The following is a 21,808-nucleotide window of genomic DNA, read 5'->3' on the forward strand; positions in this document are numbered from 1 at the left end:
TTTATATAGTGGCCAAAGTGAAAATTGTAACGATTAAATGCTATTAAAAATTTATCTAATAAAAATAAAAGCTTACCTATTTGCGATGAGCATTTTATTCGTATGTTATGCATCAGTTCCTAATAGGTAACCTTTCCTGCTTCTACAACAAGAAAGGTGTTTACATTAACAATTTCTTTAACCGCCTATTCTAAGCTTGTTGGAATAATTTTCTTCGCATTCTTGCGCTTTACTCCTTATAAAACATATCGCATAATTTATGTCTTTGATCGCAGCAACCTCTTCCGGCATAAGCAGTCCCTCTTTTAATGCATTAAAACCATCAGTTATAAGATAAAGAAGATGATTTGGACTTGGCATCTTAGCTACTTGTTCGAGTGTGATTAACCCTTCTCTTAATGCAACAAGGCCGTTTTTAGATAAAAGATTAGAGAAATAATTACTGTCTGATGGTATCTTTGCTGCTTGTTCGGGTGTGATTAATCCTTCTCTCAATGCAATAATGCCTTTTTTAGATAAAAGGCTAGAAAGACAACCTCCATCTGGTATCTTTGCCGCTTGTGCAGGCGTAATTAATTTCTCCCTCAATGCATCCAAACCTAATTTATTCGATATTAGGCACAAATGAGTTGATGTCGGCATAGCATTCACTTGCTCAAGTGTAATTAATTTTTCTCTAAGAGCAATGAGTCCATTTTGAGTTAGCAATGTTAAAAAATACTGTCCATCTCGCATAGTTGCTGCTTGTTCAGGAGTAATTAATTTCTCCCTCAATGCATCCAAGCCTAATTTCTCCCATATCAGGCACAAATGAGTTGATGTCGGCATTTTAGCTGCTTGTAACGGCGTGATTAAATTTTCTCTGAGTGCGGTAAAACAATTTTCATTGAAGAATAAAGTATAAAAATAATCATTATTTTTCATAAGAGCAGCATCTTCAGGTATGATCAATCCCTCCTTAAGTGCTGCAATATGGTCCCTAGACAAAATTGTCTTAAAATATTCTTTTGGCAATGCTTTAAATCGATCATGTGCTTTAAGTTTATTATTGCGTTCACGTACATCTGATAAATTTAATATCGCAATAATTTCCTCTACTTCAGATAAATTATATTGATATCGGTTACTTAAAATTAATTTCCGATATGCTTTAGGCAACTTTTCCATTCGCGTAACAAAGTCATTAAAATCTTTTACACCAAAAGTTTTCCATACGCTGTTATCTTTTATAATCGTATTCATATCTTTCGATACGGATAAAAAAGCACAAGCCGCTCTTAAAGGAAGTTTTCTAAAAATAGAAAGTATCATTTCACTAGGTAACTGTTGTATTGATGTTGAAAAAAACATATATTTACTCCCGACTGTATATTATTTATGCAGATCGTAACACGTCATGGGCAATATATGATCATTTTGATGGGTTTTAAGTATTTCTACGTACTGTTTTGTTTTATCTAAATCCATCGAAGAGATACAAAAAGACAATAGAGTTTTCCGCATGGAATGTGTGTAAGTACAAGACTTACGCCCAAAAATGAAAATTAAAACGATTAAACAGTATTCAACGTTTTTTTAGTAAAAATAGAGTCTTAGCTATTTGCTTTAGATGCTACTTTGATATTTACTTTAATATATACACCTTCATAGAAGTGATATCATGCCTCAATATCATATTGCACGAATGACACGAGAAGAAGTTACCATTGCTATAGAGTGGGCACGAAAAGAAGGATGGAATCCAGGCTTAAATGATGCAGAATGTTTTTATCAAACTGATCCACAAGGGTTCTTTGCGGGTAAATTAAATGGTCAAATTATTGCTGTTGGTTCCGCTGTAGTTTATGACGAGCATTTTGCTTTTTGTGGACTTTATATCGTTGATAAAAAATACAGATCTCAGGGTTATGGAATTGAGTTAACAAATGCCCGTCTTAGATATGTTGATGATCGCAATGCAGGTATTGATGGGGTGCTTAATATGGTCAATACCTATGCGCAAATAGGTTATCAGTTTGCGCACAGCAATGCTCGCTATGCTTTAGAGCATACCCGTTTAACCCCTAAACGTGATCCTAATTTGGTAGATCTAAACACGGTACCCTTTGAACAGTTGATTCAATATGACAATCACTATTTTCCCGCACCAAGACCCAAATTTCTTTCAGAATGGATTAAACAAAATACTGCTTTAGCACTCGGTTTTGTTCAGGAAAAGCAATTAAAAGGTTATGGAGTAATCAGAAAATGTTTTGAGGGATATAAAATAGGCCCTCTATTCGCAAACACACCTGCTATTGCTGAGAAACTGTTTGAACAATTAGTCGAATATGCTCAAGGAGAAATTGTCTTTTTAGATATTCCCGAGAATAATCCTTTTGCCGTTAATTTGGTTAATAAATATAAGATGTCCAAAGTGTTTGCGACTGCAAGAATGTATTTGAAAGGAACACCTAAACTGTCTATCGAAGGTATTTATGGTATTACTACGTTCGAACTAGGATAAACATGCGTGATTTATTAGGTTATGGCCCTGAAGAAAAAAATATTTCTTGGCCCAATAAAGCAAAAGTTGCCATCAACTTTGTAATAAATTATGAAGAAGGAGCCGAATTAAGTCCTGTCAATGGCGATGCACAGGCGGAAATTAGTGGTGCAGACTTCCCTTTTATGCCCAAAGTCAAAGGAGAACGAAATCTGAGTATGGAATCGTTTTATGAATATGGAAGTCGTGTAGGGATATGGCGCCTACTGCGTTTATTTGATTATTATAAAATGCCACTTACTTTTTTTGTTACCGGACAAGCATTGATACTTAATCCTTTATTTGCCGACTATCTGGCAAGACAAGATCATGAAGTGGCAGGTCATGGATGGCGTTGGATAAACTACACCAATGTTCCCAGAAGAATTGAAAAAAAACATATTCTTTTATGTGTTGAAACTCTAGAAAAACTAACAGGGCACAAACCTAAAGGATGGTACACTGGTCGGCGAAGTGAAAACACTCGAGAATTATTACTTGAACTCGGAGGGTTTCTCTATGACTCAGACAGCTATGCCGATGAATTACCTTATTATATTGAAAAGCATTTAGTAATTCCCTACTCCCTTGATTGCAATGATTTTCGATTTACCATAACACCTGGTTTTTCAGAGGCTAACGAGTTTTATGCGCGATTAATGAATACATTTCATTATCTTTATCAAGAAAAACGCCTAGCAATTATGACTGTGGGCTTACATCCACGTCTGAGTGGTAAGCCAGATCGATGCCTTATGCTAAAACAGTTTTTAGATCATGTAACTCAATATCAAGATGTTTGGATAGCAAGACGAATTGATATCGCTCAGTTTTGGTTGAAAACCTCACCCTGTAAATCCTAATTCAAATTCTTCTTAAGGTATATGTACAATAGCTGAGGACACTTCATCTCGATCGGAGGTATTGTCACTTTTTTGTGTCATCTTTCGGATAATTAGTGGGCAAATTGATTACTTTTGCGCAGGTGGAATCTCTCCATCAAATTATTCCTTACTTTGTTGGTGAGATGGATTCCCGCCTTCGCGGGAATGACATCAATTGCGATTCAATTCTATGGTTTTAGATTAAATGAAATTGAAAATAGATAATCCCTGAATCAGCACAAAACTTTGCTGTGCCACTTCTAAATTGTACAATTCCTGTTTGAACTCCGTTGCAGCGGCTAAAGGATCTACTTCTTGCAAGCGCTTTAAAATAATTTTGCTTTGCTCAATTAAATCGGCATTTGCTGTTTCGGCATGTTCTAACTGGTTTAAACGCGCTCCCAGATTTGCTCGTGCATCTAGGATAGTGCTCAAAGCACTATCTATTTGTGCCAACATTTGATTATTTATAGTTGTGGCTGCTGCTTTTTCTGTTGCAGTTGAATAAGGTTGATTTAAATTGTTAATCATATCTTGTATGGTTGCAAAAACCGATTCATTTTGAGATGGAGTAATTGTAAAAGAATCACCGGCATTCGGCACTCCCGAAAAGGCCATTTCCATTCCATTAAAGCTGATACTCATCCCTTCTTGGTATAAAGGTGCATCATCAGGTAAACCCGTAGGAGGAATTACATTACCACTGCTTGAGCCACTTACCATGACGACCAAATTTCCCTGGGAATTCAATGCAAAACTCATTGTGTAATTATCTGGTACATACGCAGAAGGAGTAGTTACTGAACCCGTATTTAATGAGGCAGTTCCAGTATTAGGCGTCCCTGTTTGCTTTATTGAAAAACTGCCATTTCCATTGGGTATACGCATAAAAAGATCGTCCCCAGGATCATTAATAGCCATTTGTAGGCTACTTGCCACCAGCTGAAAACGTTGAGTACTATCACCATTGTATACATATTGCCCCGAAGCATTGACTGAAAAAGGCAGCGTAGTGGTCTGTCCACCACTGAACATATAATCACCATTAATATCTTTTGTATTTGCATAGTCCAGCAATTCTTTCAAAATAATATTTGCCTCAATTGCCAATGCTTTACGATCCTTTTCTGATAATGTTGCATTGCCGGCTTTAACCTGGATTTCCCGCAAGCGTTGTAAACTGATGGTGCAATCATTTAAGATAGATTCCTCCATACTCAACGCACTATCAGCACTTTCACGATTTTTTTGCAGAAGCTGCGTGGTACTTATTCGTTGATTCATGAGTTCAATCTGCGCGAAAGCGATAGGATCGTCTGATGAGTAACGTACCTTTAAAAAATTTTCGTCGAGTTGCTCTTGAAGTTTCGCTACTCGTTCTTGTTTATTCAATAAACTATTCAGACTATTCTGATAAATTTGATTCGTCGAAATACGCATTTATCACCTCATAATTTCAAAAAGTAGTTCCATCATTTGATTGGCAATTTCCATTAGCTTTCCTGCAGCTTCATAAGCTTGTTTGAATTGCAATAAATTTTCCGCCTCTTCATCCAGATTGACGCCACTTATACTTTCTTGATAATCCACCGATTGCTTATATAAAACTTGAAACGCATCCGCTCGATTTTTAGCCTCATTAGTTTGGCTTCCTGTTTCCGAAAGTAAATCAGAATAAACATCAAAAATCGTTTCGTTACCATTAGAAAAAATATTTTGTTGTTGAACCCCGGCTAAAAGTAAACCGTTACGGTTGTCACCATACCCTCCCTGGTTAAACTGAGCGGCAAACTGATCACCAGTATTTGGGGCACCAGATAATGTAATGGAATACGACGGATTGATGTTATCCGGAATCTGAATCACATTGTCTGTATTTGGCACAAACGCGATTGGGCCAGTTGTAATACCATCTGTAACGTTAATCAAATTGAATTGGGTTGGCGAAATAAAATCGATCGTATATTGTTTTGTAACCTCACTGGTATTTAAAACAGCCCCTAAATCAATTTTTCCCTGCCCTGTATTATTTATGGAGGCACTAGTTTGTACCGGTGAGGCAAGGGCTAATTGACGAGGATCACTCATCATTAGAGAAAAATTCGCAGCAGCCCCACGTGTTGGCATGATTGTAAAAGTATCGTTATCAGCTAAATTAGCAATGTTGTCGACAGTAATAGTCATTCCATCGACTACAATTTGTCCCGCAGGGGGGGCTGGTGGGTTACTGCTCCAATTTAAAGTTACGGCAGAACCATCAGAATCACGAATGAGTGCTATCTGATTTGTTACTGCGTCAGTGACAACTAATTGGTAATCACTTATTTTTGTTTGTGAAATATCAGTAATATTCACTGACAACACCCCAGACCCAGCATTTGTTGCTGCTGCAACTGAACGATTTAATTGTAACGCTTGGCTGTTGTAATCCGTAAAAATATTCTGTCCCAATTGATTATTCAAATCCATACCCAAGCGATTTTGAGCATTGAATGTCTGTGCCAATCCAATCGCCATTTGTCCAATTATTTGACTGGACTTAGACAGAATATTTCTTTCATAATTCAATAAACCACCTAAGGTTCCACTGACTAATTGATTCGTAATATCAGTTTGTCCTGCACCTGAATCCAACGTAATATGGGTCCCCTGCGCTGTAAGTTGATCATAACTCACAGACAAAGCTCTTTGAGTCGTTCCAATGACCAACATTTGACCACTGCCAATACCCACATTTACCATCCCATTGTCTTGTTCAATTACAGTTAAATCGGAGAATTCAGACAATTGTTTAAGTAATTCATCTCGTTGATCCAACAACTCAGGTGAGTTTGGTGAGTTCATTATCTGTTCGTTTACTGCGGCAAGATTGGCAGTTATTTGATTGATTTTACCTGCTATTTCCTTGATCTGCGACGTTGAGTTTTCTTGATATTGATCAAGATTTTGCTGTAGGAATAAAAACTGACTTGCTAACAATTGGCTTTGACTCATGGCAACATTTCGTGATGCGACACTGTCTGGGGCATTATTTAGCTGACCTAACGAGTCAAAAAAAGACTGTAGTGATGAAGATAGACTACTACCATCTTGAGAAAGTAATTTATTAATTTGCAGGGCTTGCTGATAAAACGTATCGTATTGGGATTTAATGCTTAATGTACTTCTCACTTGCGCATTAGCAAATTGATCGACGTTGCGATAAACATTGTTGACAGCGACCCCAGTGCCTATAAAAGAGCCCGCAAAGCTCCGCGATGGGGTTGGAGTGAATTGGATACTCTGTCTTGAATAACCACGAGTTTTGACATTTGCAATATTATTTCCAGTAACGCTCAATGCGTTTTGAAAAGCACTCATTCCTGAATAAGCAATACTTAGTATTGACATGGTTACTCACTCCCCCACTGCTATTAAGTTAAGGAAAAACTGTCGTTCCCGAGGACGGGAACCCATTTCTAGGAAGGCGCGGTGCCAATTTAAGAATAGATTCCCGCCTTCGCGGGAATGACAAAAATCCTTCCTTTATGGCTTTGACGCACTCCCTGCCCCATATTCAAATGCCCTACAACTTCTCATTTAATAGTTTATATACTTAATTCAACATCATTCTTAGTGCAATATTTTTCAAACTTGCTCCGATAATTCACAGCGTTGGATAGCCTGGTTTAATTCCTCGCCATGATAAATTGATAAAATCTTCGCACCATACTTAGGATCAGTCGCATACCCTGCTTTATGTAATTCATTGACATACAGCTCAGGGTTTCCAGTACTGGCCAACGCATTTTGATAACGCTCATTATCTTTGATTAAAGAGATATAATCATTAAAACTATGTTCCGTTGATGAATATTTCCTAAATGATGCGTTTACCTTAATTGGAGTATCTGCGATATATTCTGTTGTTTTAACCTGTACAGCATCAAGTTCACTATTCCCCGATTTAATGTTAAATAAATTGTTACTGCTACTGCCATCAATATCTTTGGTAACAAATTTCCCCCATCCTGTTTCCAATGCAGCCTGTGCAATCAATATTTTAGGATCTAAACCAATAGCTGATGCAGCTTGTTTTGCTTGGGGCCAAATTGATTTAACGAACTCATCAATAGTAGTTGTTGGCGCATCTGGTTGTACTTGAGTAGCAGGGGTTGCAGGTAACGAAGAAGGATTCTCTATTTTAGCAGGTGTCATTTTTACTGGTTGTTCGGTTGTAGGCAAATTATGCTCCATTTGTCGTGCAAGCATGTCCGCCAAACCAATACTCTTGGAGTTTGCAATAGTACTTGCATATTGAGCATCCAACATGTCTTGGAAGGTTTCCCGGTCTTTACCTCTAAATGGACTAGACTCTTCAAGAAAATGCTGCCCCATACGCATGCTTTTCAACATAGACTGTAGAAATATTCCTTCAAATTGCTTCGCTGCCTCAGGTAGTGCTTCTTTCGCATTATTTTGAGCTTGAACTTTTAGTTCATTTAATGCATTGAAATCACTGGTTGCAATCCCTTGTACCGTCATATTTATCCTTTATCTTGATGGATCAAATCCTTTCATCTTCATGACTTACGAACAGATCGAAATCTTGCATAAGTCCTGATATGTCACCCTCTTATATCACGATTAACGTAGCATTTAACGCACCGGCTTGTTGTAGTGCTTCAAGTATTGCAATCACATCAGCTGGTGTTGCGCCCACAGCATTAATACCTCTAACAATATCCTTTAATGTTACTCCGGGTGGCAGGACAAAAGCATGATTATTTTTCTGATCAATGGATACCTGTGATTGTTGTGTTGAAACTGTCCGTCCATTTGCAAAAGCATTAGGTTGGCTTATCACAGGGGTTTCCGTCACACTAACCACCAAATTACCATGTGAGACCGCGGCGGATTTAACAACCACATTGGACGAAATAACTACAGTTCCTGTACGTGCATTAATAATAATTTTAGCGATTGCCTCAGCAGGCTTGAATTCTATATTTTCCAGCACTGAAACATAATCCACTCGCTGCGACATTTTTGGGGGTGCAGTAACCACTACTGATGCAGCATCCAAAGCTCTGGCAGTTCCTGGTCCCATCATTTCATTAATGGCATCGCTCATACGTTTTGCAGTTGTAAAATCGGGCGAATGTAAGTTAAAGGTTAATTCTTTGGTAAAATAAAAAGGATTAGGAATATCCGCCTCAATTGTTGCACCATTAGGAATTCTTCCTCCGCTAGGAACATTTACCGTAACGCTTGAGCCATCACTCCCCGCTGCACTCACACCAGATACGATCACATTTCCTTGGGCTATTGCATAGACTCGCCCATCGGCTCCTTTTAATGGAGTCATTAACAAAGTTCCACCTAATAAACTTTTCGAGTCACCAATCGACGAAATATTGACATCCATAGCTTGTCCCTTTTTCATAAAGGAAGACAAGCTCGCGGTCACCATGACTGCTGCCATGTTTTTTGAATTAAGTTTGGTTCCTGGTTGTATGTTGACACCTAATTGGGTAAGCATGTTTGCAAAAGTATCTTCAGTATACCGAGTCCCTGTTTTATCTCCTGTACCGTTTAAGCCAACAATCAAACCATAACCAATCAACTGGTTCGTGCGAACACCAGCAAGGGTTGCAATATCTTTAATACGTTCCGCATAAACGTGATTTGACATCAGGTTTATTATCAACATCCATGTAATTATCAGCAATCGCCGCATTACGATTCCTTAAATTAAGAACTCTTATTAAATGCAAATCCTATCTTCGTCTTTTGCTCTAACGGGTAAATCAAAGTTGATCATCTAATATTTTCTGAACTCCATCGTATCAGATGATCAATCAGATTAGGTTGGGAACAATGGTCCCCACATAAAGCGCGCCAGCCATCCTTGAGCATTCGTATTGTTCACTTGTCCTGTACCGCCATAAGCAATACGCGCATTGGCCAAACGATCTGAGGTTATGGAATTATCTGCACGAACATCCTGGGGTCGAATAATTCCAGAAACACGTACATACTCCTCGCCTTGATCGATTTTAACCCATTTTTCACCCTGAACTAACATATTTCCATTTGCCAACACTTCAGATACGGTGACCGAAATACTTCCCGCCAACTTATTATTCTGTACCGCTTGTGCCGAACCATTGAACTGTCGCTGGTTGTTCAAATCAAAGTCCATACTGTATCCACTACCAAAAGAGATTGGCCTTCCTAAAAAGAGTTTATTTTTAATTACGTTTGTATCAGTTTTCATCTGTTGTAATGTCGCATTTTTGGATGCGTTAGTACTTTCAACTAAGAATACTGTAATGATATCACCAGGATGTCTCGCTCTTGGTGTTTCAAACAGAGGTAACGCAGTTTCAGCACTATAAATAGCACCAGACTCTTTCCTCAACTCCTTTGGATCGGGGGTTGTAGGATATGTAGGTGCATACTCAGGATCTTTCCCGCGTTGGGGAGGATTTAACAGTTCACACCCACTCAACAGAACTGCGACTGAGCTTATAACAAGCAAATTAAATAATTTCATCAATGAAATCTTCTTAAACAGTTTGATTTAAGTATTGCAGCATGTTATCCACTGTCTGAATACCCTTTGCTGTAATCTCATAGCTTCTTTGGGCTTGAATCATATTAACTAGCTCTTCAACTACATTCACATTAGATGCTTCAAGAGAACCTTGCAACAAAGTACCTACACCTGACGTTCCCGGATTGTTCAGCGTTGCTGCGCCACTTGAAGCAGTTTCTATAAAAAGGTTCTGTCCTATAGGTTGAAGTCCGGTTGGATTGGTAAAATTAGCTAATTGGATGCTTCCAAGTACTGTTGGCGTATTGCTTCCAACCACTGTAGCACTCACTACTCCGTCAGTACTTATGGTTACCCCTAATGTTTGACTAGGAATATTTATCGCAGGTTGTAGAGGATATCCATTCATATCAACAAGTTGACCCGTGCTATCCACTGTAAAAGTACCATCACGAGTATAGGCTTGCGTACCATCTGGCATTAAAATGGTAAAAAATCCTTGCCCCTGGATCATCAAATCATAAGGGTTACGCGTATTTTGCACACTTCCTTGTTCAAATATTTTTTCTGTGGCTGCTAAATGAACCCCGGAACCTGCATTTATTCCTGTTGGAATTAACGAGTTCTCTGAAGATTGAGCTCCAGCTTGACTTGAATTTTGATAAAGTAAATCTTGAAATATTGCCCTATCTTTCTTAAATCCAGTGGTATTGACGTTTGCTAAATTGTTAGCAATTGTAGCAATATTTTTTTCTTGTGCTTCCAAGCCTGATTTACTGACCCACAATGCTGGTTCCATGGAGATCCCTCCGCAATTATTCTTATTTTTTCACTAAAATGGTAATCATACCTGCAATACTTGTGCCAATTTCTGGAGATTGTCTTCAAGCGTAGAGATCAATTTCATATGAGAATCATACTCCCGTCCAGAAGTAATCATTTCCACCATTTGATCAACGGCATTCACATTAGATCCTTCAATAGCTCCGCTTTTAACTTTGACACTCCCATCAGCAGCAGTTGGAGCGCCATTTTTTAATTGGAATAAACCTTCCGAGTTTTTAACAATATTATTTTTATCCAGTGTAACTAGCTTAATCCTATCGAGTATGACCACGCTTTTAGGATCCCCACCCTGAGGAACTATGGTGATCGTCCCATCCGCTCCTATATCGATTGATTGAGCTGGAGGAATAGAAATGGGACCTCCATTCCCCAAAACGGGATGCCCAGATGCCGTAGTTAATAAACCATTAACATCCAAGCGCAAGTTTCCCGCTTTAGTATACGATTCTTTACCTTGACTATTACCTACAGCAAACCAGCCATTACCTTCTATCGCTATATCTAAATTACGCCCCGTTGTCATAATTTCTCCAGGACTTAAATCTACTGAACTCGGGTTTTGGATTGTAAAGGCTGGTCCACCATTGGATCCATTCATATTTGCATACAATGTTTGTGCTTGATACAGATCGGCTTTAAAACCTGGAGTATTCACATTCGCCAAATTATTGGCGATTATCTCCTGACGTTTAAAACCAGTTCGACCACCACCTGCTGCATTATATAAGATAGGATCCATGGGTTATCTCCTAACGCATATTAATAATTGTTTGGGTAATCGTATCACCCGCACGAATTGACTGTGCATTCGCTTGGAAATCACGTTGAGCACTAATCAAATCAACAAGTTCGCTGGTTAGATCAACATTCGATTGCTCCAACATTCCGGATTTAATCGCACCTAATCCTCCAGTTGTGGCAACACCAATTAAAGGTTGCCCGGAAGCTGAAGTTTCACCCCAGCACACATTTCCCATATTTTGTAACCCTGTAGGATCAGCAAAATTAGCTAATTGAATTTGTCCCATAGCCATTGACTGACCATTGGTATAAATACCCAAAATAAGTCCTGAATCATCGATACTTAGGCTAGCGAGACTTCCTGTTGTATAGCCATTGGGGGCACTAGACTGAACAGAAAATGGACTTCCGAACTGTGTACTGTCTGATAAGTCAATATTTAAACTTAACGGATTGGCACCATTATTCAAGTTTAATGATAACGGGATCAGATTATTACCAATAGGTACGCCTCCTGGGCTAGCAACTCCAGCAAAAGATCCATCCGTATTAAAATTCACTTCGAACAAGTTCGTAGTATTGTCTGTGCCTACATTCGTTGGAACATTCTGGTTATCAATTTGAAAAGCAACATACCATTGATTCTCTGTACCTGCAGGAGTTGAGGCATTAGGTTGCCCGGCTGCTGCTGCAGAATCTGCTTTGATAAAAAACATACTAAGCACATGAGAATTCCCCAAACTATCGTAAATAGTCAATGCGGTGGGGTTATTATAAGAACTACTTAGAGGTGAGGCACCACCAACCCAATCAATTGCTGGAGGAGTGCTTTGTGAATTTAAATTAACCCCAGTCGTCACCATAGTGCTCGCCTGTGGAGTTATATTCTCCGTACTTATCTGTAAATTCCCAGACGTTCCGGTAATATTACCTTGGCCATCAGCAAGCAGTCCAGTAAGATATTGTCCATTAGCATTTGTAATATAATTTTGATTGTCCAAATTAAACTGACCCGCACGGGTATATACAGCCCCACCACCGGGATTGTTTAAAATAAAAAATCCAGAACCATTTACAGCAAGATCCAAACTGTTTGTGCTATTCGTTAAATTTCCTGAAGCAAATGATTGCTGAACTTGAGTCAACATTACGCCACCACCAATGGCAGTGCTACCAGAACCAAAGCTCCCATACCCGCCAAAAGCATAAATATCACCAAAATTAGCGCGAGATCCCTTAAATCCTATAGTTGAAGAGTTTGCAATATTATTACCTATAACGTCTAAGTTACTGGTTGCTGCCTGAAGTCCACTTAATGCTGCGTCAAAAATCATATTAGCCTCCTGCTTTTAAACTGAAATTTGTCTTACCTGATCCAATGATATTGGTCCAATTCCTGCTACATTCAATTTTAAGCCCTCTCCATTTTGACCAAGGCTTACACTATCAACATTTGCAGAGGTCATCGTTTTTAATGATACTTCCTGCCCTCCATAAACAGCATGCACTTCAATTTTGTATTTACCTTCTTTAACTCGATTGCTGTCGTTTCCTGTACCATCCCAATTAAACTGAAAAAATCCAGGTGAGGGTTGGCCTAAAGGAATCGTTTTTATAAGTTCACCGGATTCGGAATAAATGGATGCATTCAAATTACTAAGACCAGGCGGAATATCAACCGCTGCTTTCGTATCGCCTTCGACCCCAAGTTGGAGTGCATTACTATTTACCAAAACCTTACGGCCAACTAAAGCTGATGCCTGTAAAGCCTGATTTGATTGCAAAGAAGTTGCCATTTGTTGCAATGATTCTTGCATTTTAGCAACTCCATCATTAGTACTAAACTGAGCTAATTGTGAGAGAAACTCCCCATTTACCTGCGGTTGCATAGGATCCTGGTTTTGAATTTGAGCCACCATTAAACGTAAGAAATCCTGTTGTCCTAAGCTTTTCTTCGCTGTAGCATCAATTTGATTAAATGATGGATTCGTTGTGTTAGTTCCATTAACTGAATTTGTAGGCATTCCCTTTTCTCCCTTACTCACCTAACTTTAAGGTCCTTTGTAAAAGTTGTTTTGTTGTATTAAGCAATTCAACATCCATTTGATACGATCTTGATGCAGAAATTACGTTCGCCATTTCTTCGACATAATTCACATTCGGTGAATAAACAAATCCCTTTTGATCCGCTTGGGGGTTATCAGGAGCATAATGCTTTATAGGATCCAAAGTACTTTCATAAGTGCCCTTAAGTTGGACTCCCCCAGAGATTTGTTCATCCATCCATTGATTTGCATGTTGCTGTACCGCTTTGAATATAGGATATTTTGCTTTATAAACCTCATCAGCATTACCTGTTTCTACGTTAGCATTACCCATATTCTGAGCACTCGTTGTTAAACGAGCTGTTTCAGCTGTCAATGCCGAACCTGCAATATTAAAAACTGCACTTAATGTCATTGTTATTCTCCTTTTAGTGCAAGCATCATGGATTTGATTTTATTATCGAGAAAACTCAAACTGGCTTGATAATTAAGCGAGTTCTTTGCAAATTCTGTGGTTTCCAAATCTTTGTCCACGGTATTTCCATCTAAAGACATTTGAGAAGTAACCCGATATTTCAAACTTGCTGCAAAATCTGCGTTTGTATCAATATGATTCGGAGAAGTAACATCCATCTTCTGAGCACTGCCCGCCATACTGGCTGCAAGAAACTCATTGAAATCGACATCTTGAGCTTTATAATTGGGTGTGTTTACGTTAGCTAAGTTATTCGCCAACTGCGAGGCCCTATGATCACGCGCGACTAAAGCTTTAGCATGTATTCCAAAATATGAATCCAAATCTAACGCCATATGTCCCCCTTTTTAAATAAGTACAACAAGAAAAGCAAACATTGTGCCAATTTCAAATAAGTGAGAAAATAAGAGAGTTATTACCTGGGGAGGCTCAGCCATGTCAAAAAACCATACTCTTCCTGAAAACGCTATAGAACAAGTTAAAACCTATCTGCTACAGTTACAAAATACAATTTGCCCGCGACTTGAGAATCTTGATGGTAAAGCTCAATTTATTGAAGATTCCTGGAAACGACCCTCAGGTGGTGGTGGAAGTACTCGCGTTTTAACAGGAGGTTCAGTCTTTGCAAAAGCTGGTGTCAATTTTTCTCATGTCTCAGGAGCTCATCTTCCTGCTTCAGCCAGTGCACATCGTCCCGAATTAGCGGGCAGAAATTTTAATGCCCTCGGTGTATCATTAGTCATTCACCCAGATAACCCTTATGTACCTACATCGCATGCGAATGTCCGCTTTTTTGTTGCAGAGAAAGATGGAGCAGAACCCGTTTGGTGGTTTGGTGGTGGATTTGATTTAACGCCCTATTACGGATTTGAAGAAGATTGTACCCATTGGCATCAAACTGCTTTACGCGCATGCGAGCCTTTTGGCCAAACGATTTACCCTAAATTTAAACAATGGTGTGATGAGTATTTTTTCATTAAACATCGAAATGAAGCACGCGGAATTGGTGGCTTATTTTTTGATGATTATAATGAAATAAGTTTTGAGCATAGTTTTGCTCTAATGCAAAGCATAGGCAATCACTATATTGAGGCTTATGCCCCAATCGTATCACGTCGCAAATCCCATCCTTTTGGTGCAACAGAAAAAGCTTTTCAAAATTACCGAAGAGGACGCTATGTGGAATTCAATCTCATCTATGATCGTGGCACATTATTCGGTTTACAATCGAATGGCAGAACAGAGTCAATTTTAATGTCATTACCACCCGAAGTTACTTGGGAATATAATTGGCAGCCCGATGCAAATAGCGCAGAAGCAAAACTTTATACTGATTTTCTGCCTCCTCGTGATTGGGTATCACACTTGGTTTGTAGCTAGAGACTAAGTAGCCCGGGTGAGGCGCAACGAAACCCGGGCCCACTATTATAATTACTAAAGCTCCGTAGTCCCCCAGACTACAGCCAACCCTTACTGTACTGGTAGAGGCACTCTCTTTAAATAAATCCGAGCTAACAATGCAACAACCGCATTTAATAAACTCAAAATTAAAAAGATCTGTGGAATTGCAGCACTAAAGTGCAATAAACCAATGACCATAAACGTCCCTGTAACCATAAATAGCGAATTATAAATATTATTGGTGGCAATAACTCGAGCTCTACCATGAGGCGGACTCGCAACCTGTAAATAAGTATACAGGGGAACTAAAAATAAGCCTGAACTAAAAGCCAACATGAATAAATCAAAAGCAATACGCCAATGCGCAAAGCGTGTAAAAAAATTACTTAAAGAAAAGAGAATTCCTTGTTCTGTTGTAGGGCTCGCCCAATACAAATCCATAGAAAAGCAAGTAAAAGCGAACATGGCCCAGGGGACCATAGGCAGATTGATTCGTCCCTGAAAAATAAAGTTAACTGTCACTGAGCCGCATGCAATTCCCACTGAGAATAAAGCAAGAAATAATGCGAAAACTGCATTATTTGCTCCTAACACATAATTCGTATAATCAGGTAACTTGGTTAGGATTACTGTCCCTAATAACCAAAACCAAGATAAAATCAAAATAGCTAATAAAATACCGAAATGCTCTGTCGCCTGCTTCAACATCTTATAGGTCACTCGCCAAATCTGAGTATCAATTATTATTTTTTCAGACGAAGATGGAGCCCGAGGTATAAACATACTTGAAGTTAAACCAGCAAGGGCAACAAGTACCGTCAAAAAAACAGCCATGTATGGTTTTGGGCTGTTCATTCCAATCGACAATGAACCCATTGTAGTTCCCAATAAAATAGCTATAAAAGTACTGGCGTCAATTAAACCGGTTGCACCTAATAAATCTTTTTTGGGCAAATGGTCTGGTAAAATGGCATATTTTATTGGTCCAAAAAATGTTGAATGGACTCCTAAACCTGTCAAAGTGAGCATCATCAGAAAAATATTGCCCCAATAAAGAGCAAAGCTACCGATAATCATTAAAAATACTTCTAATATTTTAATCACCCGGGTTACTAAAGCTTTATCGTATTTATCTGCTAATTGCCCGGAGGTAGCAGAAAGAAGAAAGAATGGAGTTATAAATAAAGCACCTGCTATAGCCTGGTAAAATTCTGATTGAGCCTGATCATGGGTTAAATGATAACTAATCAAAGTAAGCATTGCTAATTTGAAGGCATTATCGTTGAATGCACCAAAAAATTGAGTCAGAAAAAAAGGCAAAAATCTACGTTCTCTTAAAAGGTAAAAAGCACCAGTGCCCATCGGCAAAACTCCATTGATAAATATATAACCGTTCATGTACCACTAGAATGTGAATACTACACTGAACGGATACATAATTCTGCATTTAATATCAATAAAGTACTTGTAAATCTGATCGATTAGTTTTAAACGTTGAAGGGAGAAGATGATTATGCTTTAATATCAAATCTTCAAGGTTCTGATGAGTCTCCGCCTCTCGAACGAGCTGAGACAGGCCTGTTTCTGAAATTCTATTATCTGACAAATCTACATATTTTAAATTAGTATTTAATTTTAATGCTTGTGCTATATATTCAGCGCCTGCATTACCAATTTTGTTACTCCTAATATTAAGATGAGTCAATGATTGTGATTTAGTTATCATAGCGGCAATTTGTTTCGCGCATTCTTCGTTCAAGTTATTGTACGAAATATCCAAAATTTTTAATGAAGGATGTCTCACCACAAAATGATGCAATGCATTCATTCCAGCCAAGCTAAAATCATTACAGCTTAATACCAGTTCATTTAAGTCCGTATTCGTTTCGAGTGCGTCTAATAAACACTGTACCCCTGTATCACGTAACCAGTTTAATGATAAATCCAAAACATTCAATTTCTTATTGTTTAGAAAAGAAAAAAAGTGAGTAGGAATTTTCTCTCCTATCCAATTATCTACACATCTGATTGTAGTCAGTCTTTTATTAGGTAACGAATCAAATAAATAAGTGAGGTGAACCGTATCAATATGATTTGCATAGAAGGAAACCTCACTCACTTTTGACGATAATTTCAGGATGTCGTGGAGTGCACTATAATCTTTATCATCCAAAGTGGAGTGTTCAATGCTAATTTTTTTTATTGATTTACATTGTCTTGAGCCTTTTGATTGCAAATAGCTCTTAAGATGTGGGAGCGCCAAATGGTGTTGTAGTTGAAAAAGCTCTATCGCCTCTAATGTCCCATGCTCATGTTTTAGTCGAATTGTCATATCACATCCTCTGTAAATTGATCACTTAATTAAGTGTAGATGATATTTTTCTTCAGGATGTGATGAGGTATAAAATTTTATTTATTAATAAAATATCCCCATAAAACACTGTGCATTCATAGGGATATCCGCTTTGAGAGTTATTAGATTTGTGTTACTAAACGGCTCAATACATTTCCAGGACCCACTTCAATAAAAACGGTTTCACCTTGGTTTTTCAGATAACGAATTGTTTCAGTCCAGCGAACAGGATGAGAAATCTGCTTCACCAAATTGTCTTTAATCATTTTATCACTATATGGCTCTGCTGTAACATTAGCAATCACTTGAGTTTGGAGTGGAGCAAATTCAAATGGAGCTATAAATTGTGCAAATTCATCAGCTGCTGCTTGCATATAACGAGAATGAAAGGCACCACTGACTTTTAATGGCACACACATCAATGCTTCGTTAGCAAGCAGTTCATTCGCCTTGACAATATCTGCAGCAAGTCCTGAAAGAACAATTTGTTTGGGTGAATTAAAATTAGCAAAATCTATAGAATCCAATCCATTGACTTTCAGTAAAAACTTAATGCGATCTTCAGGTAAATTAATTACTGCCAACATTCCCCCACCACTTGCTTGGGCCATCAATTCACCACGCTTTTGCACCAGTTTTAATCCCGTAACAAAATCAAATGCTCCTGCAGCAAATAAAGCAGCATACTCACCCAAACTATGTCCTATAAGATATTGCGGTGTCGGCTCTTCAGCAGCTCTAGCTAAAAAAGAAAGTGCTTCAATAATATATAATGCGGGTTGTGTATATTTAGTATTCCCCAATTCCTGTCCGGGATCATCTAAGCATAATTCCTTTATGGAATATCCCAAAATCTCGTCTGCTTGTTTTATCTGCTCAGGAAAATGTGAAAATAATTCGATCCCCATCCCTTTTGCTTGAGATCCTTGTCCAGGAAACATATAGATTGTCATAGATACTCCTTTTCTAATACGATCATTTACTAAATAAAACACTCATGATAAAGAGAACCACGAATAATGTCATTAAGTAAATTGAATAAAGAAAACAAATGTAATTACGCTGGATTATTTTTTATTCTATACAAATAATGTTTCGCCAAAGAATTGACTGGGTCAATTTTAGGATGAAGGAAATCACCCTGCTTATCCCGAATCATCCCAAGTTTTTCCATAACACGTTGAGAACGTATATTGTCAGGTACTGTAAAAGCAACTACTTCACTTAATTTTAAAATCTTAAATGCATAATTCAAAGCAGCTTGAGCCCCTTCAATGGCATAACCCTTACCCCAAAATGAAAATGCCAAACGCCAACCGATTTCCACGCATGGTGTAAAATGTGCTTCCCAAGTTGGATTGTTTAAGCCGATAAATCCCATAAATTGGTGTGTGCTTTTTTCTTCTACAGCCCATAATGTATAACTTTTTTCAGCAAGCTGTGCATTCATTCGCTCAATAAAGGAAGTAACCATATCCATGGTCCAAAAATTAGCAATGTACTCCATTACCTTTGGATCTTGGTTCATAGAGAAAAATGGAGCGATGTCTTCATCGCTCCATGTTCTTAATAAGAGTCTTGATGTCTCTAGAGTGTTCATGGCAAATAAATTGTCCCCTCTAAGTAAAGATGACTTGTTCCATACAAAAAGACTCGTCCTTCTTTAACTTCACACTCTAATTTCCCCTGACGGTTTCCACCTTGCATGGCAGTAATATTCGATGTACCCAATTGTTCACACCAATACGGAGCAATAACGCAATGTGCTGAACCGGTCACAGGATCTTCTGGGACGTTACATCCTGGATAAAAACATCGTGAATAAACATCTGTATTTTTACCTGGCGCAGTTAAAATGAGTCCTCTGTAGTCTAAACCCGCTACTGCATCCAAATCAGGTTCAGCCATCATTACGTCATTCTCATTCTCATAAACAAACATTAAATCGAATTGACTTTTTAAGACTTTCTGTGGTTTTTTTAAATTGAGTTGCTGTAACTCAGGGGTGAGTTCGATTGGATGATAAGGCAATGCGGGAAAATCCATCATAATGCCACTTCCATTTTTACGAACAAAGAGTACCCCACTTTTGCAATTAAATTTTATTTCTGTTCCTTTATAATTTAATTGTTCAAAAATCACATGCGCAGTAGCAAGAGTTGCGTGACCACATAAAGCGATTTCTTCATTTGGAGTAAACCATCTTATGTAATACCCATCTTCTTCAGGAACAAAAAATGCTGTTTCGGATAAATTATTTTCAGCAGCAATATTTTGCATTTCTTTATCAGTTAACCACTGATCTAAAGGACAAACTGCTGCAGGATTACCTTCAAAAAGAGCAGATGCAAATGCATCTACTTGATACATAGACAAACGTTTCATACAAATCCCTTAACATAAAAATTAACAAATACGAGGGATATATATGAAGATGTTTTTGCAGAATTCAAGATCTACATTATTATCTTATGAAATTTAGATAAACAAATAGAATTGACTAACTGCCACTTTCCCTATATTTGTAGATTCTAGCTCATAAATAAATTTTACTAGAACACAAAACTCCTAGATCGTAGCCATAATCAAAAAAGTCCATTGCATGAGAAGTAAACCCAGGTTATGGCAAATCCTTAGCCCAGGTTAAACTTAACACGCAGCGATAGCTGAGAATATATTATGCGTTACTTTACTGTTCGGTAATTATTGTAACGTCTTGTGCTTTTAACCCTTTAGGTCCTTTATCAAGCACAAAGGATACTGGATCATTTTCATGGAGGGTCTTAAATCCAACACCTTGGATATCTTTATAATGAACAAAAATATCGTCACCATTTTCATTAATGATAAAACCAAATCCTTTTTTCTCATTGAACCATTTTACATGGCCCGTTTCTCTTTGCGACATTAGCTATCCCCTTTGTCTTAAGCTTTACTATCCAACTATTACAGATGTTTATTTTTAACTCAAAAATATTTACTATTAAAACCCTGAGTTATAATAAACATTCACTATACGTAAGAAATGTTTCCTTACATATAGATTAGCATAGCAGTTTTTTGTTGATTGTTAAGAATTTTTTAAAAAAAACAATATCTTTATCTTTTTTTTTTCTATTGGAAATACACAATGAATCAGATGAAATCAGCTTTTATAAAATTAGCGCTTGATTGCCAAGTTTTAAAATTTGGTGAGTTTACTTTAAAGTCCGGACGCATTAGTCCTTACTTTTTTAATGCAGGATTATTTTATCAAGGAAACGCTTTACGACAATTAGGACATTTTTATGCAAAAACTTTACTTGAACATCAAGTTCAATTCGAACATTTATTTGGCCCCGCTTATAAAGGCTTGCCTCTTGCTACCGCAACAGCTATAGCTTTAGCTGAGTTAGGAAAAGAAACTACAGTTACTTTTAACCGTAAAGAAGTAAAAGATCATGGTGAAGGAGGCCAATTAATTGGCGCCCCCCTATCCGGAAAAACTATTGTGGTTGATGATGTTATTACTGCAGGTACTGCTTTTAGAGAATCACAAGTTTTAATTAAGGAACATGGAGGCCAATTAACTGGAGTCATTATCGCACTAGATCGATGTGAACGTGGATTAACTAAGGAATCAGCGTTATCTGAAATTAAAGCTCAAGGTATTGACGTCTATTCCATTATCACTTTATTTGATTTGATTGATTACTTAAAAAGTACAAAACAAAATGAATATGTTAAAAAACTTGAGGATTATCACTCTGTATATGGTTGTTAATCCCACATATCTGCTTAAGCTGGCTCATAATCTAGGAGCGTAACGCTTTAAATTCCTTCTCCCCCAAAGGAGAGAAGGTGTCCCTTAAGGCGGATGAGGGTATACATTATATCACCCTCACTCCTACCTCTCTCCCATTGGTGGGAGAGTGTATTTTTTTAACTGCTCTCCCCAAGCTACGACTTCTTTACTTCAATATATTTCGCTTATCTACAATTTTTGCATTGACAGTATGAAA

22 protein-coding genes are annotated in these 21,808 nt (G+C 37.9%); 4 read left to right on the top strand and 18 right to left on the bottom strand.

The features are described 5' to 3' along the window. Positions 1 to 177 precede the first annotated feature (177 nt). A complete protein-coding gene (locus ACWTEW_RS25980; RefSeq protein WP_454780989.1) occupies positions 178 to 1,350 on the bottom strand; it encodes an F-box protein in 1,173 nt (390 codons plus the stop codon). 310 nt (positions 1,351 to 1,660) lie between these two features. On the opposite strand from ACWTEW_RS25980, the gene ACWTEW_RS25985 reads away from it, so the two are divergent. Beyond that, positions 1,661 to 2,506: a GNAT family N-acetyltransferase gene (locus ACWTEW_RS25985; RefSeq protein WP_454780990.1), complete on the top strand. Its 846-nt coding sequence runs from the start codon at positions 1,661 to 1,663 to the stop codon at positions 2,504 to 2,506. A 2-nt stretch (positions 2,507 to 2,508) separates the two neighbouring features. Beyond that, entirely contained in the window at positions 2,509 to 3,387 is an 879-nt protein-coding gene (locus ACWTEW_RS25990; RefSeq protein ID WP_454780991.1) for a polysaccharide deacetylase family protein, read from the top strand. Between the two features lie 222 nt (positions 3,388 to 3,609). Here ACWTEW_RS25990 and flgL read toward each other — a convergent pair whose 3' ends face one another. The 11 genes from flgL to flgB form a co-directional block, all read right to left on the bottom strand. Then, positions 3,610 to 4,848 carry a flagellar hook-associated protein FlgL gene (flgL, locus tag ACWTEW_RS25995; protein WP_454780992.1) on the bottom strand — a complete coding sequence of 413 codons (1,239 nt, stop codon included), beginning with the start codon at positions 4,846 to 4,848 and terminating at the stop codon, positions 3,610 to 3,612. 3 nt (positions 4,849 to 4,851) lie between these two features. Further along, positions 4,852 to 6,798, bottom strand: a complete 1,947-nt coding sequence (gene flgK, locus ACWTEW_RS26000; protein WP_454780993.1) for a flagellar hook-associated protein FlgK — start codon at positions 6,796 to 6,798, stop codon at positions 4,852 to 4,854. 237 nt (positions 6,799 to 7,035) lie between these two features. Beyond that, positions 7,036 to 7,932: a flagellar assembly peptidoglycan hydrolase FlgJ gene (gene flgJ, locus ACWTEW_RS26005; RefSeq protein ID WP_454780994.1), complete on the bottom strand. Its 897-nt coding sequence runs from the start codon at positions 7,930 to 7,932 to the stop codon at positions 7,036 to 7,038. Between the two features lie 91 nt (positions 7,933 to 8,023). Then, entirely contained in the window at positions 8,024 to 9,127 is a 1,104-nt protein-coding gene (locus ACWTEW_RS26010; protein WP_454780995.1) for a flagellar basal body P-ring protein FlgI, read from the bottom strand. A gap of 126 nt (positions 9,128 to 9,253) precedes the next feature. Further along, on the bottom strand, positions 9,254 to 9,946 hold the full coding sequence (locus ACWTEW_RS26015; protein ID WP_454780996.1) for a flagellar basal body L-ring protein FlgH: 693 nt from the start codon (positions 9,944 to 9,946) through the stop codon (positions 9,254 to 9,256). A gap of 13 nt (positions 9,947 to 9,959) precedes the next feature. Next, complete coding sequence (gene flgG / locus ACWTEW_RS26020) at positions 9,960 to 10,745, bottom strand: flagellar basal-body rod protein FlgG (protein WP_454780997.1); 786 nt, start codon at positions 10,743 to 10,745, stop codon at positions 9,960 to 9,962. 45 nt (positions 10,746 to 10,790) lie between these two features. Then, complete coding sequence (gene flgF, locus ACWTEW_RS26025) at positions 10,791 to 11,531, bottom strand: flagellar basal-body rod protein FlgF (RefSeq protein WP_454780998.1); 741 nt, start codon at positions 11,529 to 11,531, stop codon at positions 10,791 to 10,793. Between the two features lie 10 nt (positions 11,532 to 11,541). Continuing rightward, on the bottom strand, positions 11,542 to 12,867 hold the full coding sequence (gene flgE / locus ACWTEW_RS26030; RefSeq protein WP_454780999.1) for a flagellar hook protein FlgE: 1,326 nt from the start codon (positions 12,865 to 12,867) through the stop codon (positions 11,542 to 11,544). Between the two features lie 15 nt (positions 12,868 to 12,882). Beyond that, positions 12,883 to 13,557, bottom strand: coding sequence for a flagellar hook assembly protein FlgD (locus ACWTEW_RS26035; protein ID WP_454781000.1), 675 nt, complete (start codon positions 13,555 to 13,557; stop codon positions 12,883 to 12,885). A gap of 13 nt (positions 13,558 to 13,570) precedes the next feature. Then, positions 13,571 to 13,993: a flagellar basal body rod protein FlgC gene (gene flgC / locus ACWTEW_RS26040; RefSeq protein WP_454781001.1), complete on the bottom strand. Its 423-nt coding sequence runs from the start codon at positions 13,991 to 13,993 to the stop codon at positions 13,571 to 13,573. A 2-nt stretch (positions 13,994 to 13,995) separates the two neighbouring features. Continuing rightward, a complete protein-coding gene (gene flgB, locus ACWTEW_RS26045) occupies positions 13,996 to 14,388 on the bottom strand; it encodes a flagellar basal body rod protein FlgB (protein ID WP_454781002.1) in 393 nt (130 codons plus the stop codon). 100 nt (positions 14,389 to 14,488) lie between these two features. Between flgB and hemF the strand changes: the two genes are divergently transcribed. After that, a complete protein-coding gene (gene hemF / locus ACWTEW_RS26050) occupies positions 14,489 to 15,433 on the top strand; it encodes an oxygen-dependent coproporphyrinogen oxidase (RefSeq protein WP_454781003.1) in 945 nt (314 codons plus the stop codon). 90 nt (positions 15,434 to 15,523) lie between these two features. On the opposite strand, the gene ACWTEW_RS26055 is transcribed toward hemF, so the two are convergent. From ACWTEW_RS26055 to ACWTEW_RS26080, 6 genes are all read right to left on the bottom strand, one after another. Then, positions 15,524 to 16,816: an MFS transporter gene (locus ACWTEW_RS26055; RefSeq protein ID WP_454781004.1), complete on the bottom strand. Its 1,293-nt coding sequence runs from the start codon at positions 16,814 to 16,816 to the stop codon at positions 15,524 to 15,526. Positions 16,817 to 16,907: 91 nt separating this feature from the next. Then, complete coding sequence (locus ACWTEW_RS26060) at positions 16,908 to 17,786, bottom strand: leucine-rich repeat domain-containing protein (RefSeq protein WP_454781005.1); 879 nt, start codon at positions 17,784 to 17,786, stop codon at positions 16,908 to 16,910. Positions 17,787 to 17,929: 143 nt separating this feature from the next. Next, a complete protein-coding gene (gene fabD / locus ACWTEW_RS26065; protein ID WP_454781006.1) occupies positions 17,930 to 18,760 on the bottom strand; it encodes an ACP S-malonyltransferase in 831 nt (276 codons plus the stop codon). A gap of 104 nt (positions 18,761 to 18,864) precedes the next feature. Beyond that, positions 18,865 to 19,407: a GNAT family N-acetyltransferase gene (locus ACWTEW_RS26070; protein ID WP_454781007.1), complete on the bottom strand. Its 543-nt coding sequence runs from the start codon at positions 19,405 to 19,407 to the stop codon at positions 18,865 to 18,867. Next, positions 19,404 to 20,192, bottom strand: coding sequence for a PhzF family phenazine biosynthesis protein (locus ACWTEW_RS26075; protein ID WP_454781008.1), 789 nt, complete (start codon positions 20,190 to 20,192; stop codon positions 19,404 to 19,406). Before ACWTEW_RS26075 ends, ACWTEW_RS26070 begins: the two co-directional genes overlap by 4 nt. 304 nt (positions 20,193 to 20,496) lie before the next feature. Next, complete coding sequence (locus ACWTEW_RS26080; protein WP_182390892.1) at positions 20,497 to 20,715, bottom strand: cold-shock protein; 219 nt, start codon at positions 20,713 to 20,715, stop codon at positions 20,497 to 20,499. Between the two features lie 222 nt (positions 20,716 to 20,937). Here ACWTEW_RS26080 and pyrE point away from each other — a divergent pair, with 222 nt between their 5' ends. Further along, entirely contained in the window at positions 20,938 to 21,570 is a 633-nt protein-coding gene (gene pyrE / locus ACWTEW_RS26085) for an orotate phosphoribosyltransferase (protein WP_454781009.1), read from the top strand. The last annotated feature ends 238 nt before the right edge of the window (positions 21,571 to 21,808 follow it).

The sequence above is a fragment of the Legionella stuttgartensis genome (assembly GCF_977063405.2).